The sequence below is a fragment of the Gemmata obscuriglobus genome (genome assembly GCF_008065095.1).
In the GTDB taxonomy this organism is placed as follows: domain Bacteria; phylum Planctomycetota; class Planctomycetia; order Gemmatales; family Gemmataceae; genus Gemmata; species Gemmata obscuriglobus.
Window position 1 is genome coordinate 7,954,085 of the sequence record NZ_CP042911.1, and the last position, 12,678, is coordinate 7,966,762.

Below are 12,678 nucleotides of genomic sequence, written 5' to 3' on the forward strand. Positions count from 1 at the left end.
AGACGCCGGCTCATAAATGGGTTTTCTCCTGACGAGCCGCGTCGGTGAACCGCCTCCGAACCGTGAAAATCGGCAACGTACATCGGCGCGCGAAAACCGTTCGCTTAGGGTTTGTGCGTAACAGGAGGTCCAAAATGCCCAATCCCCTCAAATGGCCGAGCGAAGACGAGGGCCGCCGACTTCACGCGACCCTGCCCGGCACCGATCCGGCTGCCACATCCACTTTCGCTGACGCATTTTACGATCCGTTGTGCGCATACCTGACCCGCACCTACCGCCACGTCCCCGAGGATCTGCTTGTGAGCGTTGCGGGCGATCTGATCTTGAAACTGATTCAACACCCGGAACAGTATGACCCGAAACAACTTCCGGTGTGCGCGTACCTGCGGATGGCCGCGCGACGCAAGTTGACCACCGCCTGTGAGCGCGAAACCCGGCGCCGGCGGCGCGAAGTTTCGCTCGATTTTGTCGCGGATCCGCCTGCTGCCGGGAACAGGTTCCCGGGGACCGGTGACGGGCCGAATTGGGCGCACCCGGCGCTCGCGGCGGAACTCGCCACCCTCTCCCCTGCGGAACAGACCACGTTCGGGCTCCTGCGCGACGGCGTCCGCGACACCGGCGCGTTCGCCCGGGCGCTCGGGTTGAACACGGACCGCCCGGACGTCGCGATCGTTGTCAAACGGATCAAAGACACCCTCAAGGCGCGACTGCGGCGCGCCGTCGGAGGTCGGCCATGACCACGTTCCCACTCGACCGGCTCGCGGAGCGAGCGTCCACGGAACCGTTCTTCCTTGGATCTCGGCTGAAGGCGTTCGCGGCGCGTGAGCGCCTCGACGACCCCGCCCTGGCCGCGCGACTCGGTTGCGCCGTTCCGGTACTCGCGCAGGTGCGCCTGTGCCGGGCGCCGCGACTCGACTCAAGCGCCGCGTACCGCGAAGATGTCACCGCGATCGCCACCAAGTTCGGTCTGAACACGGTCGCACTCGCCGAGGCCGCCAAGGCGGTCCCGGTTGAAGCACTGGCGCGCCCCGGTGCGACCGAACCCGCGGGCGCGGTTCTGGCGGCGCGCGACCGGGGCACAACGTCATGACCGTTCGGCCGCCGGTCCGGGTGTCCAATCTCGCAGCCCGGTTCTGGGCCGAAGTCGGCCCGCCGCCGCCGTTCCCGCGCAACCTGCGCGATGTCGCGTGCTGGCTCACCGATCTGACCGTTCAAGAAGTACCGCGCCTCACTCTGTCGCGCGCCGCGGAGCACTTCCGGCGCGAAGGTGTCCCCTGCGCCGAACCGACGCACGACCGACCGCTGTGCGGGTGCTTCGGCGCGCGTACACGCGCTATCATCCTCATCGATCCCGATGACGAACCCGACCAACTCCGGTTCACGTTCGCGCATGAATTAGCTCACTTCCTTCGCGACTGGTGCGAACCGCGCCGTGCGGCGGTGCGCCGGTTCGGCCCCGCCATCCTCGAAGTTCTGGACGGCGCCCGCGAGGCGACGTATGCCGAGCGGTTCGCGGGCGCGCTCCGCGGTGCCCCCGTTGGCCCCCTCACGCACTTCCTTGAGCGCGACCGGTGGGGCCGGGTGACCGGCGACGACGCGCACGAGGCGGAAGAGGCCGCCGACCGGCTGGCGTTCGAGTTGCTCGCCCCGTTTGAGACCGTGGCCCCCTCCGCGTCCGACACGCACCGATCGCTCGCCGCACGGCTCGCCGATACCTGCGGGCTGCCGCCCGAGCCGGCCCGAACATACGCCGCGGCGCTGCTCCGCTAACCACTTCTCACAAAAGACCACTACACGCCTCCCGAAAAATCATCAAAATCGTGTCGATGTCAGCCTCCCGACGCGGAACGGCTTAACGGAGGTCGCCTATGTCGGACTCAACTTCGGCCGTCGAGCTGCCCGTTTCGCGCCCCAGCGGCGCCACCAGCGATGCGTTCCAGCGCTGCTTCGGCGAGCCGCTCGATAACGTGCTCAACCTCGCCACGTGGCACGCGGGAGAAGACCTCGCCCGGGTGTACACGCACCTCGGCGACATGATCGCTCTCGCGGTGCGCGCGGAGCGGGCGCACGAAGCCCGGGTGCGTGCGCACGTGGTCGAGAAGTTGCGCACGTTCGCGGGCGCGCCGCCCGAAGCGGGCCACTGGTCCGTCACCCCCGACGAGGTCCGCGACACGCACAACGGCCTGCTGTTCAACGGCGGCACCGACTGCTGCGACGGCACGGTGGACGTTCACGACTCGCTCGCGCTCACGATCTACCAGATCGGCGTGTGCCTGGTGTCCTACGCCGGCAACCGCGGCCAGTGGAGCCAACGGTTGTACCGGCGCGACCTGAACGAGGCGCGCAGCGACCCGGTCGCGGAAACGGTCGCGCTGCTCGAAGCGCGCGCCAAGCGCGGCGGCCTGAACCAGCCGGACCGGCGCGACGGGCTGTCCGAACTGGCCAAGCGGGCGGTGATGAGCTACGCCGAGGCGGCGGTGCTGGTGGAGCACTCGACAGCGCCTTGGAAGATGGGGCACGGCAGCCCGGCCCCGTACCAACTGCTGAGCGGGGCCGGCAACCCGGACATCATGATCCGGTCCGTCCGCCTGCTCCGCCGGCTGATCGCCGGCCACAAGCGGTTCGTGTTCGTCGCCAGCGAGCCGGGCGACCGTCTGTACCTCTCGATCGGCCAGGCCCTGCGCCCCTGCGAGTACGCCGTCGTCGGCTCCCTCGACCAGCGCATCGAGCGGTTCGTCGGCGACCTTCAGTTCTCCGGGCGTGTGACCGTCGACGACACCTGGGACGACAAGCCGCTGTCGCCGGAACTGTGGGCGACACGGTTCCTCGACGAGGTGGCCCCGCAGGTGCTGGTGGGCGTGTACCGGGCGTCCCTGCTGGCCCCGCCGCAAATGTTCTACGCGCACCGGGACCACGTCCACACCGCGGCCCGCATCGCCATCGCCGACAGCGCGCTGCTCGGGGACCGTGGGTTCCCGGCGCTCATCGATCTGGCCGACCGAACCTGCAAGTCGGTGTACGGCGGGGGCAGCCTGCGAGACATCGCGACCGCCGCCTACGCCCGCGCCGGGGTCGGCGTGCGGTACGGCAGCGAGCGCCAGAACCGGCCGGAGTGAGAACAACAAAACGGGTCTCACCGCGGAGAGCATGAGAGGGCGCCGCGCGCGGAAAATTGGCCAGACGATCTTCATCGTTCGGTTTCCCCTCTCTGCGCCCGTTCGTACCCTCTGCGGCGAAACCTCTTTCTTCTCGGAGGCGTTCCAATGCCCGGATCGAACGGCGTGCTGACCGAGCCGCAACAGCAACTCGCGAACGAGATCGCCCGCGCGGGCGGGCCGAAGTTCGCCCACCCCGACGACGCCGGGTCGGTCGGCGTCACCATGTTCGACCTGCCCGGCAGCGACGACCTCACCGTCACGGTGCTGCTCGGGCGCGACCACCTTCAGCTCGCGCCGTCGCAGTCGCTGGTGCGGATCAAGAGCCGCAAGGACGAGCGCAACTACCTCGGGGTGGTCACCGCCGGCCCGTTCGCCGAGCCGGACGGGCTCCGCGCCGACTCCGACATCCTCAAGGCCGTCGCCACCCACCGCGGCGACTACCTGCCGCCGTTCCACGGCCGCGTTCAGGTGACCATCCTCGGCGAAGAACTCAAGGGCGGCGAACTGGCCCCGCCGCGCCTGCGCCCGCTCCCCAACAGCCCGGTGTTCGTGCTCGACGACGCGGACGCCGCCCGCGTGCTGAAGTGCGGCGGGAACGTGCGGCTCGGGCTGGCGGTGGGGCACCAGACCGTCGAGGTCGGGGCGCCGTCGCACGCCAAGGCCGTGTTCCCCCGCCACACCGCGGTGCTCGGCACCACCGGCGGCGGGAAGTCCACCACCGTCGCGGGCCTCATCGCCCGGGCGCGGGCGGCCGGGATGGCGGTCGTCGTGCTCGACGTGGAAGGCGAGTACACCGCGCTGCACCAGCCCACCGACCACAAGACGATGTGCGACGGGCTCCGCGCCCGGGGGCTGGCACCCGCGGGCGTGCCCGAGCAGGACATGACGGTCTACCACCTGGTGGGCCGCGGGACGGCGAACCCGGACTTCCCGAACTGCAAGCCGTTCTCGCTCCAGTTCGCCCGGCTCTCGCCCTACGCCGTGATGGAGATCCTCGACCTCTCCGACGCCCAGCAGGAGCGGTTCCTGAAGGTGTACGACATCGCCAAGCCGCTCCTCCGCGACCTCGACATCTTCCCGCAAAGGGGGCACCCCGAGCAGGAGCAGATGGCGCTCGACCTCGACGAGTTCGAGCGCGGCTACCCGCGGGTCACCGTCCCGCTGCTCATCGACATCACCCGCGCGTGCGCGCTGCGGGCCGAGCCCAAGGGCGACAAGAAGCGCGGGAAGAAGGGCGACGACGACGCCGACGACGCCCCGACCTTCGACCCGTGGTGCCGCGAGCTGAAGCAGTCCGGCGCGGTCGACCACCTGAACAAGCGGGTCCACGCGGCGAACCCGCCGGGCAACACGGTGTCGTGGCACGCGGTCCACGGCCGGCTGTCGCGGCTGAACCGGCTCAAGGTGTTCTTCGACGAGACCCGCGACGGCACCCAGCCGCTGAAGTACGCGAACCTGCTGAAGCCCGGCGCGCTGTCCGTGATCGACCTGTCGGACACCGGGTTCTCGGAGCTGAACAACCTCGTCATCGCGGACATCCTGCGGGGCATCCAGGACGCGCAAGACCTCGCGTGCGAAAAGGCCGAGCAGCAGAAGTCGGCGCCGACGCCGGTGCTGATCGTGATCGAGGAGGCGCACGAGTTCCTGAGCGAGGAGCGGATCAACAAGACCCCGGTGCTGTTCGAGCAGGTGGCGAAGATCGCGAAGCGGGGCCGCAAGCGGTGGCTCGGGCTGTGCTTCGTCACGCAGCTCCCCGCGCACCTCCCGAAGCAGGTGCTGGGGCTGTGCAACTCGTTCATCCTCCACAAGCTGCAAGACCCGCAGGTGGTGACGCTGCTGAAGCGCACCGTCGGCGGCGTGGACGAAGGACTCTGGGACCGGCTCCCGAACCTCGCCCCGGGTCAGGCGGTGGTCAGCTTTCCGCACTTCGCCCGACCGCTGTTGGTCAGCATCGACCCGAGCCAAGCGAAGCTGCGTCTGGCGGAATGAGAGGCTGGCCCCAACACGCCCTGTGATCGGCTTGGAAATCCCCACTCTCGCTCGTGGGCGCCGGCGACCGCATCGCCGGTGCATCGGGTATTGTTCCATCGCATTTCTCCCACGTCGCACTTCCAAAAGTCCGAACGGCAGCTCTTGGGGTGACCGACATCAAGTTTTTGCCCAGGACAATCGCACAGCACATCCGAACCAGAACCGCCGCAAGGGTCTATTCGGTATGACGTTGCATCGCGTTGCGCGGACGGCGCTGAAACTGTCCTCCGCTCGTCTCGGGCACTTCTGGCACGCTCCGAGCGTGGGATTCGGTGGTAGCGACCACCCAGCGAATCGGTAGCTCGTGACCAGTCCAACGGCAGCGAATGTCCAGTCGGCGCCCCATCGGTTATCCGCATCCCCGGCACGTTCCCGCAACCCGCACTGGCTCAATCCGTTCGATTGCGCACGGCCACGGTCCAGCATTGCCCCGCGTGAGCCGGGACCGCCCAAACCGCTCGATGGCCCTCGGACGCGATCCGCGAGAAAGACCAACCGCGGGCGAAACAACTCGCCTATCTAACTGATGGCACGGCACGCGAAGAGCCAGTCGCCGTGACGACAACGCTTTGGTGAGCGGCCACATTGCCGTGGTCTGTAGCCTTGTCGGCTGAGGTGTTGTCACGCCAAGCGAAGCAGGAGTGCTGCGGTACGAAGTGACCAAGAGTCAGGCCGGACGCTCCCGTTCCGGTTCGTCGGCATCCGCGCGGACTGCGTCGCTGAAGCGCGGGATCGGGTGGCAGTGGATCGCCTCCGCCCAGGCGAGACATTCAGCACCGAGAAGGGCACGTGCAAGGAGTGGCGCACCCGAGACGATGCAAAGACATGCGCGCTGCTTAAATACGGAGGAGCAGAAGAGATTGTGCGATCTGCAAAGGCAGCCAGCGCGTGTTAGATGTCGTTGAGCGGGACACTGCCACCAGGAACAGCTCTCACGGAGCATCTCCGCGCCAGATGCGATTTACGACAAATTCATCGTAAGTCTCCGGAAACTTATATCAACGCAACATGACCCGGCAGCACAAAGAATAGGCCGCGCCAATCGATCCGCCCTTCGCTCAACCGGGATACTGGTGGTACTCAAGGTGTTGGTGCATCACGACGGCGCGACGCACCGAATCGGTTTCACCAACTTGGCTCCGACCGAGGAATGATCGTGGTTGAGACCGCCACTTACGCCCCGGGGCCGGATGTGCGAGCCAAGTTCAGGCGCGAGATCGAGCAACTGCTTGCCAAGATTCCCGCCGAGCAGTGGGCCGATCATGACCTGCGCGGGGTGCTCTACGAGTTCGTACCCTGGCACCGCATGTCGTCCGTCACCATCCAGACCCGCGATGACAGATCCGACGACATCGCGGCGTGGAAATATTACTTCTCAGCCGAGTCCGACGGGTCGCTGATTCGAGATGAGTACGAGGCGTGGCACAACGAACCAGACAGCAAGCGGCTCGTGTACCACAAATTGCTGATCGAGGCGGCGGAAGCGTTCCTCTCGATCGATTTCGGGAAATACAGCAATCCGTACTGGTCCGCGATTAACCGAAACTTCTGCCTGAACAAAACGTTCTTGCTCCAGGTCTACGACGTGGACGGTACGTTCACCTTCAACTACTGCGATTACGTCATCGCCCGGCGGCTCGAAACGCGGGGTTGACGCTCGCCTCGATTGGTGTGTCGCAAACGCGTGACGCCGCCCGCCTTTTCCGGCGCACGCTAAGTCTGCTCCGAAGCCCCGGCGAGTAAACACTCGGTTGCCCCACGCCGAAAGGCTGGCGCCCCGGTGTGAGCAGAATCGGAGACGTTGGGCAGTGCGTGGCACGGACACAAGGGCGGTCACTCCGCGAGGTAGTGGGAGACGTGGACGGTCACGGCCAGTTCGGTCGCACGCGGGTCGTCCGACGCGACCTCGTCTTCCTCAAGCACGTAACCGACCGCGGCCAGTAGGGCACTGCACCGCTGATCCGTCATCATGCGGTCCGGCCGGACGGAGGCGGCGTGCCCGTAGTTCAGCGAAGACACCACGCCGAGTTGCCGCCCGGCCGCCCGGGCCAGGCGCTCGGCGCGGCCCCGGGCGGCCCGGTACGCCTCGGCTGAAGCCCGGGTCAGTTGCTCATCGGTCGGCCGGGCGATGTACACGAATTTGGGCGAGCGGTCGTCCTCCGGTTGGGTCGCTTTTGCGATCATATGCTGGATCTGTGCCGCCGGGTCGGCCCACGGTAAGGGCTCCCGCTCCGACGTCGGCTCCGACGGGTTGACGTTCGCCGCGACATCGAACCGGAGTTGATCGACCAAACTCAACACCGCGTCGGCCGACAGCCCGGTAATGTCCCAGGTGGCCGCCACCGCCACGTTCACGCCCCGCCGGTCCTCCGGGGTCGCTCCCCGCGCGCCGCGCCCGGCGGCCGCACGCATCCGGGCGATCGGGTCGGGGTCGGCCTGATCGTCGGGGTGCGAATCGCCGGCCCAGGCGCGGGTGGCCCCCAGGCGCATCAGCCGGCGCACGGTGTCGTCTGCCAACTGGTGCATCTCAGCCAGTGAGGCGTCCAGGGTGGCCCCGGCGGCCCGAACGCGAGCGATCATGAGCAGAACCGACGGCCTTTGCCGGACGACCGCGGTGGCATTGGCGCTGACCATCGATCGAACAGAGGTAGATTCGGCCATCCGTCCCGCTCCTCCGGCGTGAGTGACGTTCGCGAAGCAACGAGCCGCGGGGTTTGTCTGATTTGGCACGAGCCCGGCGCACCGGACGACGGTGCCCCGTGCGGACCGGATTCGTGTCGAAAACCAGTCGCCACCGAGGCCGATTGCTCGGATCCAGCAGTTTCAAACTCCGGGTTCCAAGTCGGGAATCAGTCCAGTAAAAGCTCCGGCCATTCGTATGCCTTTTGAGTTTTACGTGAAACTTGGAACCTGGAACTTGAAACCACTGAGATTGTACTGTGCGTGAGACTAACAAATCGGCGCGCGGCCCGCAACCACCCCGCGCATGCGCCGTTGCATGCCGCACCTGCTCCGGGCGGTCGTGAGCGGCGGAATTTTTTGTCGAACTCCGCCCACCCGGCCGGAACAACTCGCGGAACCGCCCCCACGGAGCCGCGACATGGAACCGGTTCTGATCGAGTCGTACCGGGTGATGCTGAAGTCCCATCCCGTCGATTGTTCGGTCGATCGCATCCTGTGCGATCCCGAACTCCGCGCCGAGTTCCTGGAGTTGGTTCGCGCCCGGGCCGGCGAGCGCTGCGAGTTCGATGTCCTCCACGGGCTGAACAACCTCCGCAAACGGAGCCGGCTCCCGCGGCGCGACGACGACGAGCCACGCGCCCGCTGTGCGCAGCGGCCCGCACCGAACCCGGCGTCGGCAACCGGACCGTGATTAAAGCGTGTGGGGCGAGGCGGGAATCGACTGGAGCAGGGCGGTCACCTCGTTGAGGTCGACCGGCTTCACGAGGTGGTGGTTGAAGCCCGCCTCTTGCGACCGGCGCCGGTCGTCGTCCTGGCCGTAGCCGGTCATCGCGATGAGCGTCACGTCCCGGAGGCCCGGGATCTGGCGCAACCGGGTCGCGACCTCGTAACCGCTCATGCGGGGCAGCCCGATGTCGAGCAGCACGACACCGGGAGGGTGCGCCGCGGCGTCGCGGAGCGCGGCCGGGCCGTCGTGCGCGGTCCGCACCGTGTGGCCGCTCAGCGACAAAAGCTCGGCCAGGCTTTCGGCCGAATCGACGTTGTCGTCCACGATCAAGAGCCGGTGGGTCGCGGGGGCCGCGTGCGTCGGCTCGCCGTTCGGGCGTGTACCCGCGGTGCCCGTCCCGAGGGCCGGCAGGCGGACCACGAACTCGCTCCCGCGCCCGGGGCCGGCGCTGTGCGCCTCGACGCTCCCGCCGTGCAGCTCGACGAGGTTGCGCACGAGGGTGAGGCCGATGCCGAGGCCGCCCTGCGCGCGGTCCAGCGTGCGCGGCTCCTGGGTGAACAGGTCGAACGCCCGCAGCAGCATCTCGGGGCTCAGCCCGATCCCGTTGTCGCGGACGCGGACCACCGCCCCGCCGCCCTCGCGCGCGGCGCTCAGCTCGATGCGCCCGCCGGGGTCGGTGTACTTCGCGGCGTTGTTCAGCAGGTTGCCGAAGATCTGGGTCAGCCGCGTCGGGTCGGCGTCGAGCGGGATCGGGTCCGGCGGGACGGAAACGATCAGCTCGTGCCGCCGGGACTCGATCAGCGGGCGGGCCGTTTCGACCGCCCGGGCGATCGCGTCCGCGAGCGCCACCCGCTCCCGGTGCAGGGTCACCTTCCCGCTCGTCAGCCGCGACACGTCGAGCAGGTCGTCCACCAAGTGGGCCATCTGCCCCACCTGGCGGCCCAGGATGCCGGTCAGCCGGGCCACGTCGGGGTCGTCGGACTTGGTGGACTGGAGGACGTAGACGGCGTTGCGCACCGGGGCGAGCGGGTTGCGCAGCTCGTGGGCCAGCATCGCCAGGAACTCGTCCTTGCGCCGGTCCGCGTCCGCGAGTTCTTTGGCGCGCAGCCGCAGCTCGGTTTCCAGGCGCTTCCGCTCCACCGCGCTGCCGATGACGTCGGCCAGCGCTTGCGCGTACTGGATCTCGTCGGGGGTGAACCGGCGCGGGGCGTGGGTGTACGCGCCGAGCAGCCCGAACGGGCGCGGGCCGCGGCCGGGGATGCGCACGACCAGCCCGCTCGCGGCGCCCGCCGCTTTCAGGTCCGGGTCCAGCGGGGCACCGCCCCCGGGGTCGCCGAGCGCGACGGCCCCTTCGGAGCGCAGCGCGGTGTCGATCCGGGGACTTGTGCCGGGGCGCAGCAGGGCGGACGGTTCGGCCCAGCCGGAACCCGCGAGCCGCCCCCACTCGCCCCCGCCGGGCAGGAGTTCGAGCACCTCGGCCAGCTCGGCGCCCACCGTTTCGGCGAGCCGGCGGACCGCGTCGCCGCACAGTTCCACGATGTCGTGGCCCGCCAGCGCGGCCCGCGCGGACTGTGCGAGGGACGCCTGCTGCCGCCCGCGGGCGCGCAGCTCGGCGTCGCGGACCACCCGCTCGGTGACGTCCGCGACGAGCGTCAGCGTGCCACCGGCGTTCACCCCGGTGACGAGCGGGAGCACCCGCACCGACTGCTGCATTAGCGATTGCGGCGCCCCGGGCACGGGCGTAGGGATGGGAAGCACGTACTTGTGGAACTGTTGCGAGAGGATCGCCGTTTGCCCGGCCAGCGCCTGCCGGTAGTACCGTTCGAGCCCGCGGGCCGCGAGATCCGGGAACAGGTCCAGCAGCCCGCGCCCCAGCACCGCCGCGGCGGGCCACCCGCTGGCCCGCTCCAGCCACCGGTTCCAACCGGTCACGACAAGCCCGGCGTCCGTCGCGAGGAGGCCCCAGTCCCCGACGGCGTCCAGTTCGCGAACGAGATCGGCCGATACAACCATCTGTTCACTCGTTCGCGTGCGCCCCGGTGTCCTCACGCGCTGGCGGCCCGTTCGGCCCAGTCCTCGATCGCCCGAACGAACAGATCAAGTGAGTTGATGCCGAGCACCAGCACCATGCACCCGGTCACCTCGCTGGCGCGGACCTTGAACCGCGCGCCGACGAGCAGCGCGTGACGGATCTCGTCCGCGCCGATGACCAGCGTGTCCAGCATTGAGCCGAGTGAATCTAAGTGTAGCCGCGGCACCGCGAATGTAAATCGGACCTGGAGCAAATCGCCGAACACCCCGAGGCACGCGTTCAGCAGGATGTTGCCGATCTCGGCCAGCACCTCGCGCGCGGAGTCGCCCATCTGCCCGGTCGGCGCCCCGGCCTCCGCCAGCAGCCCGACCAGCTTGGAGGCCCCGTCGATGTCCAGCAGCAGGAACGCGTCCCCCGACACCGGCCCGCCGAAGATCTGGTGGACCGTCGCGACCTCCCCCTGGACGAACCGGTGGAGGGCCGGGAGCAGCTCGGCGATCGGGTGCGCGGACACCTCCGGCACCGCCAGCTCGACGCGGTTGCCGGTGATCTCCGACAGCGCCGCCGCGGTCCGCGAGAACGCGATGTTCACCGCCTCGGTGACCGCGTCCGTTTGCCCCTCGGTGAGCCTCACTGGGCGGCCCCCTGGCGCCCGAGCGCGGCGGCGACGGCCCGGAGGACGGCGTCGGCGGCGAGCGGCTTGGGCACGAACCCGGACGCCCCGCCCGCGTCGGCCAGTTCGCGGGTGGAGGTCTGCACGTCGGCGGTGGCCATCACCACCACGGCCCCCGGGTCCATCACCCGGAGCTGCCGGAGCACCTCCAGCCCGTTCATCTCGGTCATCGTCACATCGAGCAGCACGAGGTCCGGCTTGTCGAGCGCGTACCGCTCCAGCGCGGCCAGCCCGTCCGGCACGTCCGCGACGCTGTGCCCCGCGCCCTCCAGGATGCGGCGCGAGACCCGCCGCGACAGGGCCGAGTCGTCCACCACCAGGATTTTCGCCATCACAGGGCCTCCAGAATCGCCTCGGCCATCTGATCCAGCGGGACCGCCCGGTCGCTCAGCCCGCCCTCCGCCACCGACCGCGGCATCCCGTAGACCACGCACGACGACTCGGCCTCGGTGAACACCCGGCCGCCCTGCGCCTTGATCCACGCCGCCCCCTGTGTGCCGTCCGACCCCATGCCGGTGAGCACCACCCCGAGCGTGCGTTCGCCGTACACCTCGGCCGCCGAGCGGAACAGCACGTCCACCGCCGGCCGGTGCGGCGTGTCGAGCGGGTGCAGGCTCAGCCGGGCGGCCACCGTTCCGTCCCGCTGGCGGGCACACGTCAGGTGGTGTCCGGCGGGCGCGACCAGCGCCGCGCCCGGACGAAACGTATCGCCCTCGCGCGCCTCGGACACGGCCACGCGCGCGACCGCTGCAAGGCTCCTGGCGAAAAGCTCAGTGTAGCCGACCGGCATGTGCAGGACTATCGCAATCGGCACCGGGAAGTCCGCCGGGAACCGGGGGACGAGGTGCTTGAGGGCCTGCGGCCCGCCCGTCGAAACCCCGACCACCAGCACGTCGGCCCGTTTGGCCTTCGGCGCGGCGGCCGGGGGCGGCGCACCGGGGAGCGGCCCCCGGGCCACGGGGGCCACGCGCGCGGCGGCGACGGCCTTCACCGTCGCGATCAGCCGGTCGGCCACCTCGAACACCTTCTCGGTGGCCAGCGCGGTCGGCTTCTGGACCACCTCGACGGCGCCGGCCTCGAGGGCACGCACCGCCAGCTCGTCGCTCTCGCCCGCGGTGCTCAGGACGACGACCGGGAGCGGCCGCTTGGCCATCTGCCGCTTGAGGAAGTCGAGCCCGTCGGACCGGGGCATGTGGAGGTCGAGCGTGACCACGTCCGGCCGGAGCGCCTCCACCTGTTCGAGCGCCTCGTCGCCGTCCCGCGCCACCCCGACCACTTCGAGGAACGGGCTCCGGGCCAGCATCTGGCGGACGGATTTGCGGACGTACGCGGAGTCGTCCACGATCAAGACACGCACGATGTCGTTCACGGCTCT

12 protein-coding genes are annotated in these 12,678 nt (G+C 69.2%); 7 read left to right on the forward strand and 5 right to left on the reverse strand.

All coding sequences use genetic code 11. The annotated features are described in order from the left end of the window. The first annotated feature begins 62 nt into the window (after positions 1-62). The 6 genes from GobsT_RS33025 to GobsT_RS33050 all read left to right on the forward strand — a co-directional run bounded on the left by GobsT_RS33025 (position 63) and on the right by GobsT_RS33050 (position 6,843). Positions 63-737 carry a hypothetical protein gene (locus GobsT_RS33025; protein ID WP_148087966.1) on the forward strand — a complete coding sequence of 225 codons (675 nt, stop codon included), beginning with the start codon at positions 63-65 and terminating at the stop codon, positions 735-737. Beyond that, positions 734-1,090, forward strand: coding sequence for a hypothetical protein (locus GobsT_RS33030; RefSeq protein ID WP_010036236.1), 357 nt, complete (start codon positions 734-736; stop codon positions 1,088-1,090). Before GobsT_RS33025 ends, GobsT_RS33030 begins: the two co-directional genes overlap by 4 nt. Further along, on the forward strand, positions 1,087-1,770 hold the full coding sequence (locus GobsT_RS33035) for an ImmA/IrrE family metallo-endopeptidase (protein ID WP_010036234.1): 684 nt from the start codon (positions 1,087-1,089) through the stop codon (positions 1,768-1,770). Before GobsT_RS33030 ends, GobsT_RS33035 begins: the two co-directional genes overlap by 4 nt. A 98-nt stretch (positions 1,771-1,868) precedes the next feature. Next, on the forward strand, positions 1,869-3,116 hold the full coding sequence (locus tag GobsT_RS33040; RefSeq protein ID WP_010036232.1) for a hypothetical protein: 1,248 nt from the start codon (positions 1,869-1,871) through the stop codon (positions 3,114-3,116). A gap of 147 nt (positions 3,117-3,263) precedes the next feature. Beyond that, entirely contained in the window at positions 3,264-5,147 is a 1,884-nt protein-coding gene (locus GobsT_RS33045; RefSeq protein ID WP_010036230.1) for an ATP-binding protein, read from the forward strand. A 1,198-nt stretch (positions 5,148-6,345) separates the two neighbouring features. Next, a complete protein-coding gene (locus GobsT_RS33050; RefSeq protein ID WP_148087967.1) occupies positions 6,346-6,843 on the forward strand; it encodes a hypothetical protein in 498 nt (165 codons plus the stop codon). A gap of 179 nt (positions 6,844-7,022) precedes the next feature. Here GobsT_RS33050 and GobsT_RS33055 read toward each other — a convergent pair whose 3' ends face one another. Continuing rightward, a complete protein-coding gene (locus GobsT_RS33055; RefSeq protein WP_157506590.1) occupies positions 7,023-7,769 on the reverse strand; it encodes an SIMPL domain-containing protein in 747 nt (248 codons plus the stop codon). 520 nt (positions 7,770-8,289) lie between these two features. Here GobsT_RS33055 and GobsT_RS33060 point away from each other — a divergent pair. Beyond that, positions 8,290-8,562 (forward strand): hypothetical protein, encoded by a 273-nt coding sequence (locus GobsT_RS33060; protein ID WP_010036220.1) that lies wholly within the window; start codon positions 8,290-8,292, stop codon positions 8,560-8,562. Here the strand turns inward: GobsT_RS33060 and GobsT_RS33065 are convergent, their stop codons facing one another. Genes GobsT_RS33065 through cheB form a run of 4 tightly spaced genes read right to left on the reverse strand, consistent with a single transcriptional unit; the run spans position 8,563 to position 12,672 of the window. Beyond that, positions 8,563-10,611: a hybrid sensor histidine kinase/response regulator gene (locus tag GobsT_RS33065; RefSeq protein ID WP_010036218.1), complete on the reverse strand. Its 2,049-nt coding sequence runs from the start codon at positions 10,609-10,611 to the stop codon at positions 8,563-8,565. A gap of 32 nt (positions 10,612-10,643) precedes the next feature. Next, positions 10,644-11,264, reverse strand: a complete 621-nt coding sequence (locus GobsT_RS33070) for a chemotaxis protein CheC (protein WP_010036216.1) — start codon at positions 11,262-11,264, stop codon at positions 10,644-10,646. Next, positions 11,261-11,635 (reverse strand): response regulator, encoded by a 375-nt coding sequence (locus GobsT_RS33075; RefSeq protein ID WP_010036214.1) that lies wholly within the window; start codon positions 11,633-11,635, stop codon positions 11,261-11,263. The genes GobsT_RS33070 and GobsT_RS33075 overlap by 4 nt, the downstream gene beginning before the upstream one ends. After that, the gene (gene cheB, locus GobsT_RS33080; RefSeq protein ID WP_010036211.1) at positions 11,635-12,672 is read right to left on the reverse strand and encodes a chemotaxis-specific protein-glutamate methyltransferase CheB; all 1,038 of its coding nucleotides are present in this window, start codon (positions 12,670-12,672) and stop codon (positions 11,635-11,637) included. The genes GobsT_RS33075 and cheB overlap by 1 nt, the downstream gene beginning before the upstream one ends. Between the last annotated feature and the right edge of the window lie 6 nt (positions 12,673-12,678).

What these genes read in the sequence shown, in the direction of transcription:
- GobsT_RS33030 (WP_010036236.1), top strand. Translation starts at nt 734, where the DNA reads ATGACCACGTTCCCACTCGACCGGCTCGCGGAGCGAGCGTCCACGGAA.
- GobsT_RS33035 (WP_010036234.1), top strand. Translation starts at nt 1,087, where the DNA reads ATGACCGTTCGGCCGCCGGTCCGGGTGTCCAATCTCGCAGCCCGGTTC.
- GobsT_RS33040 (WP_010036232.1), top strand. Translation starts at nt 1,869, where the DNA reads ATGTCGGACTCAACTTCGGCCGTCGAGCTGCCCGTTTCGCGCCCCAGC.
- GobsT_RS33045 (WP_010036230.1), top strand. Translation starts at nt 3,264, where the DNA reads ATGCCCGGATCGAACGGCGTGCTGACCGAGCCGCAACAGCAACTCGCG.
- GobsT_RS33055 (WP_157506590.1), bottom strand. Translation starts at nt 7,769, where the DNA reads ATGATCGCTCGCGTTCGGGCCGCCGGGGCCACCCTGGACGCCTCACTG.
- GobsT_RS33060 (WP_010036220.1), top strand. Translation starts at nt 8,290, where the DNA reads ATGGAACCGGTTCTGATCGAGTCGTACCGGGTGATGCTGAAGTCCCAT.
- GobsT_RS33065 (WP_010036218.1), bottom strand. Translation starts at nt 10,611, where the DNA reads ATGGTTGTATCGGCCGATCTCGTTCGCGAACTGGACGCCGTCGGGGAC.
- GobsT_RS33075 (WP_010036214.1), bottom strand. Translation starts at nt 11,635, where the DNA reads ATGGCGAAAATCCTGGTGGTGGACGACTCGGCCCTGTCGCGGCGGGTC.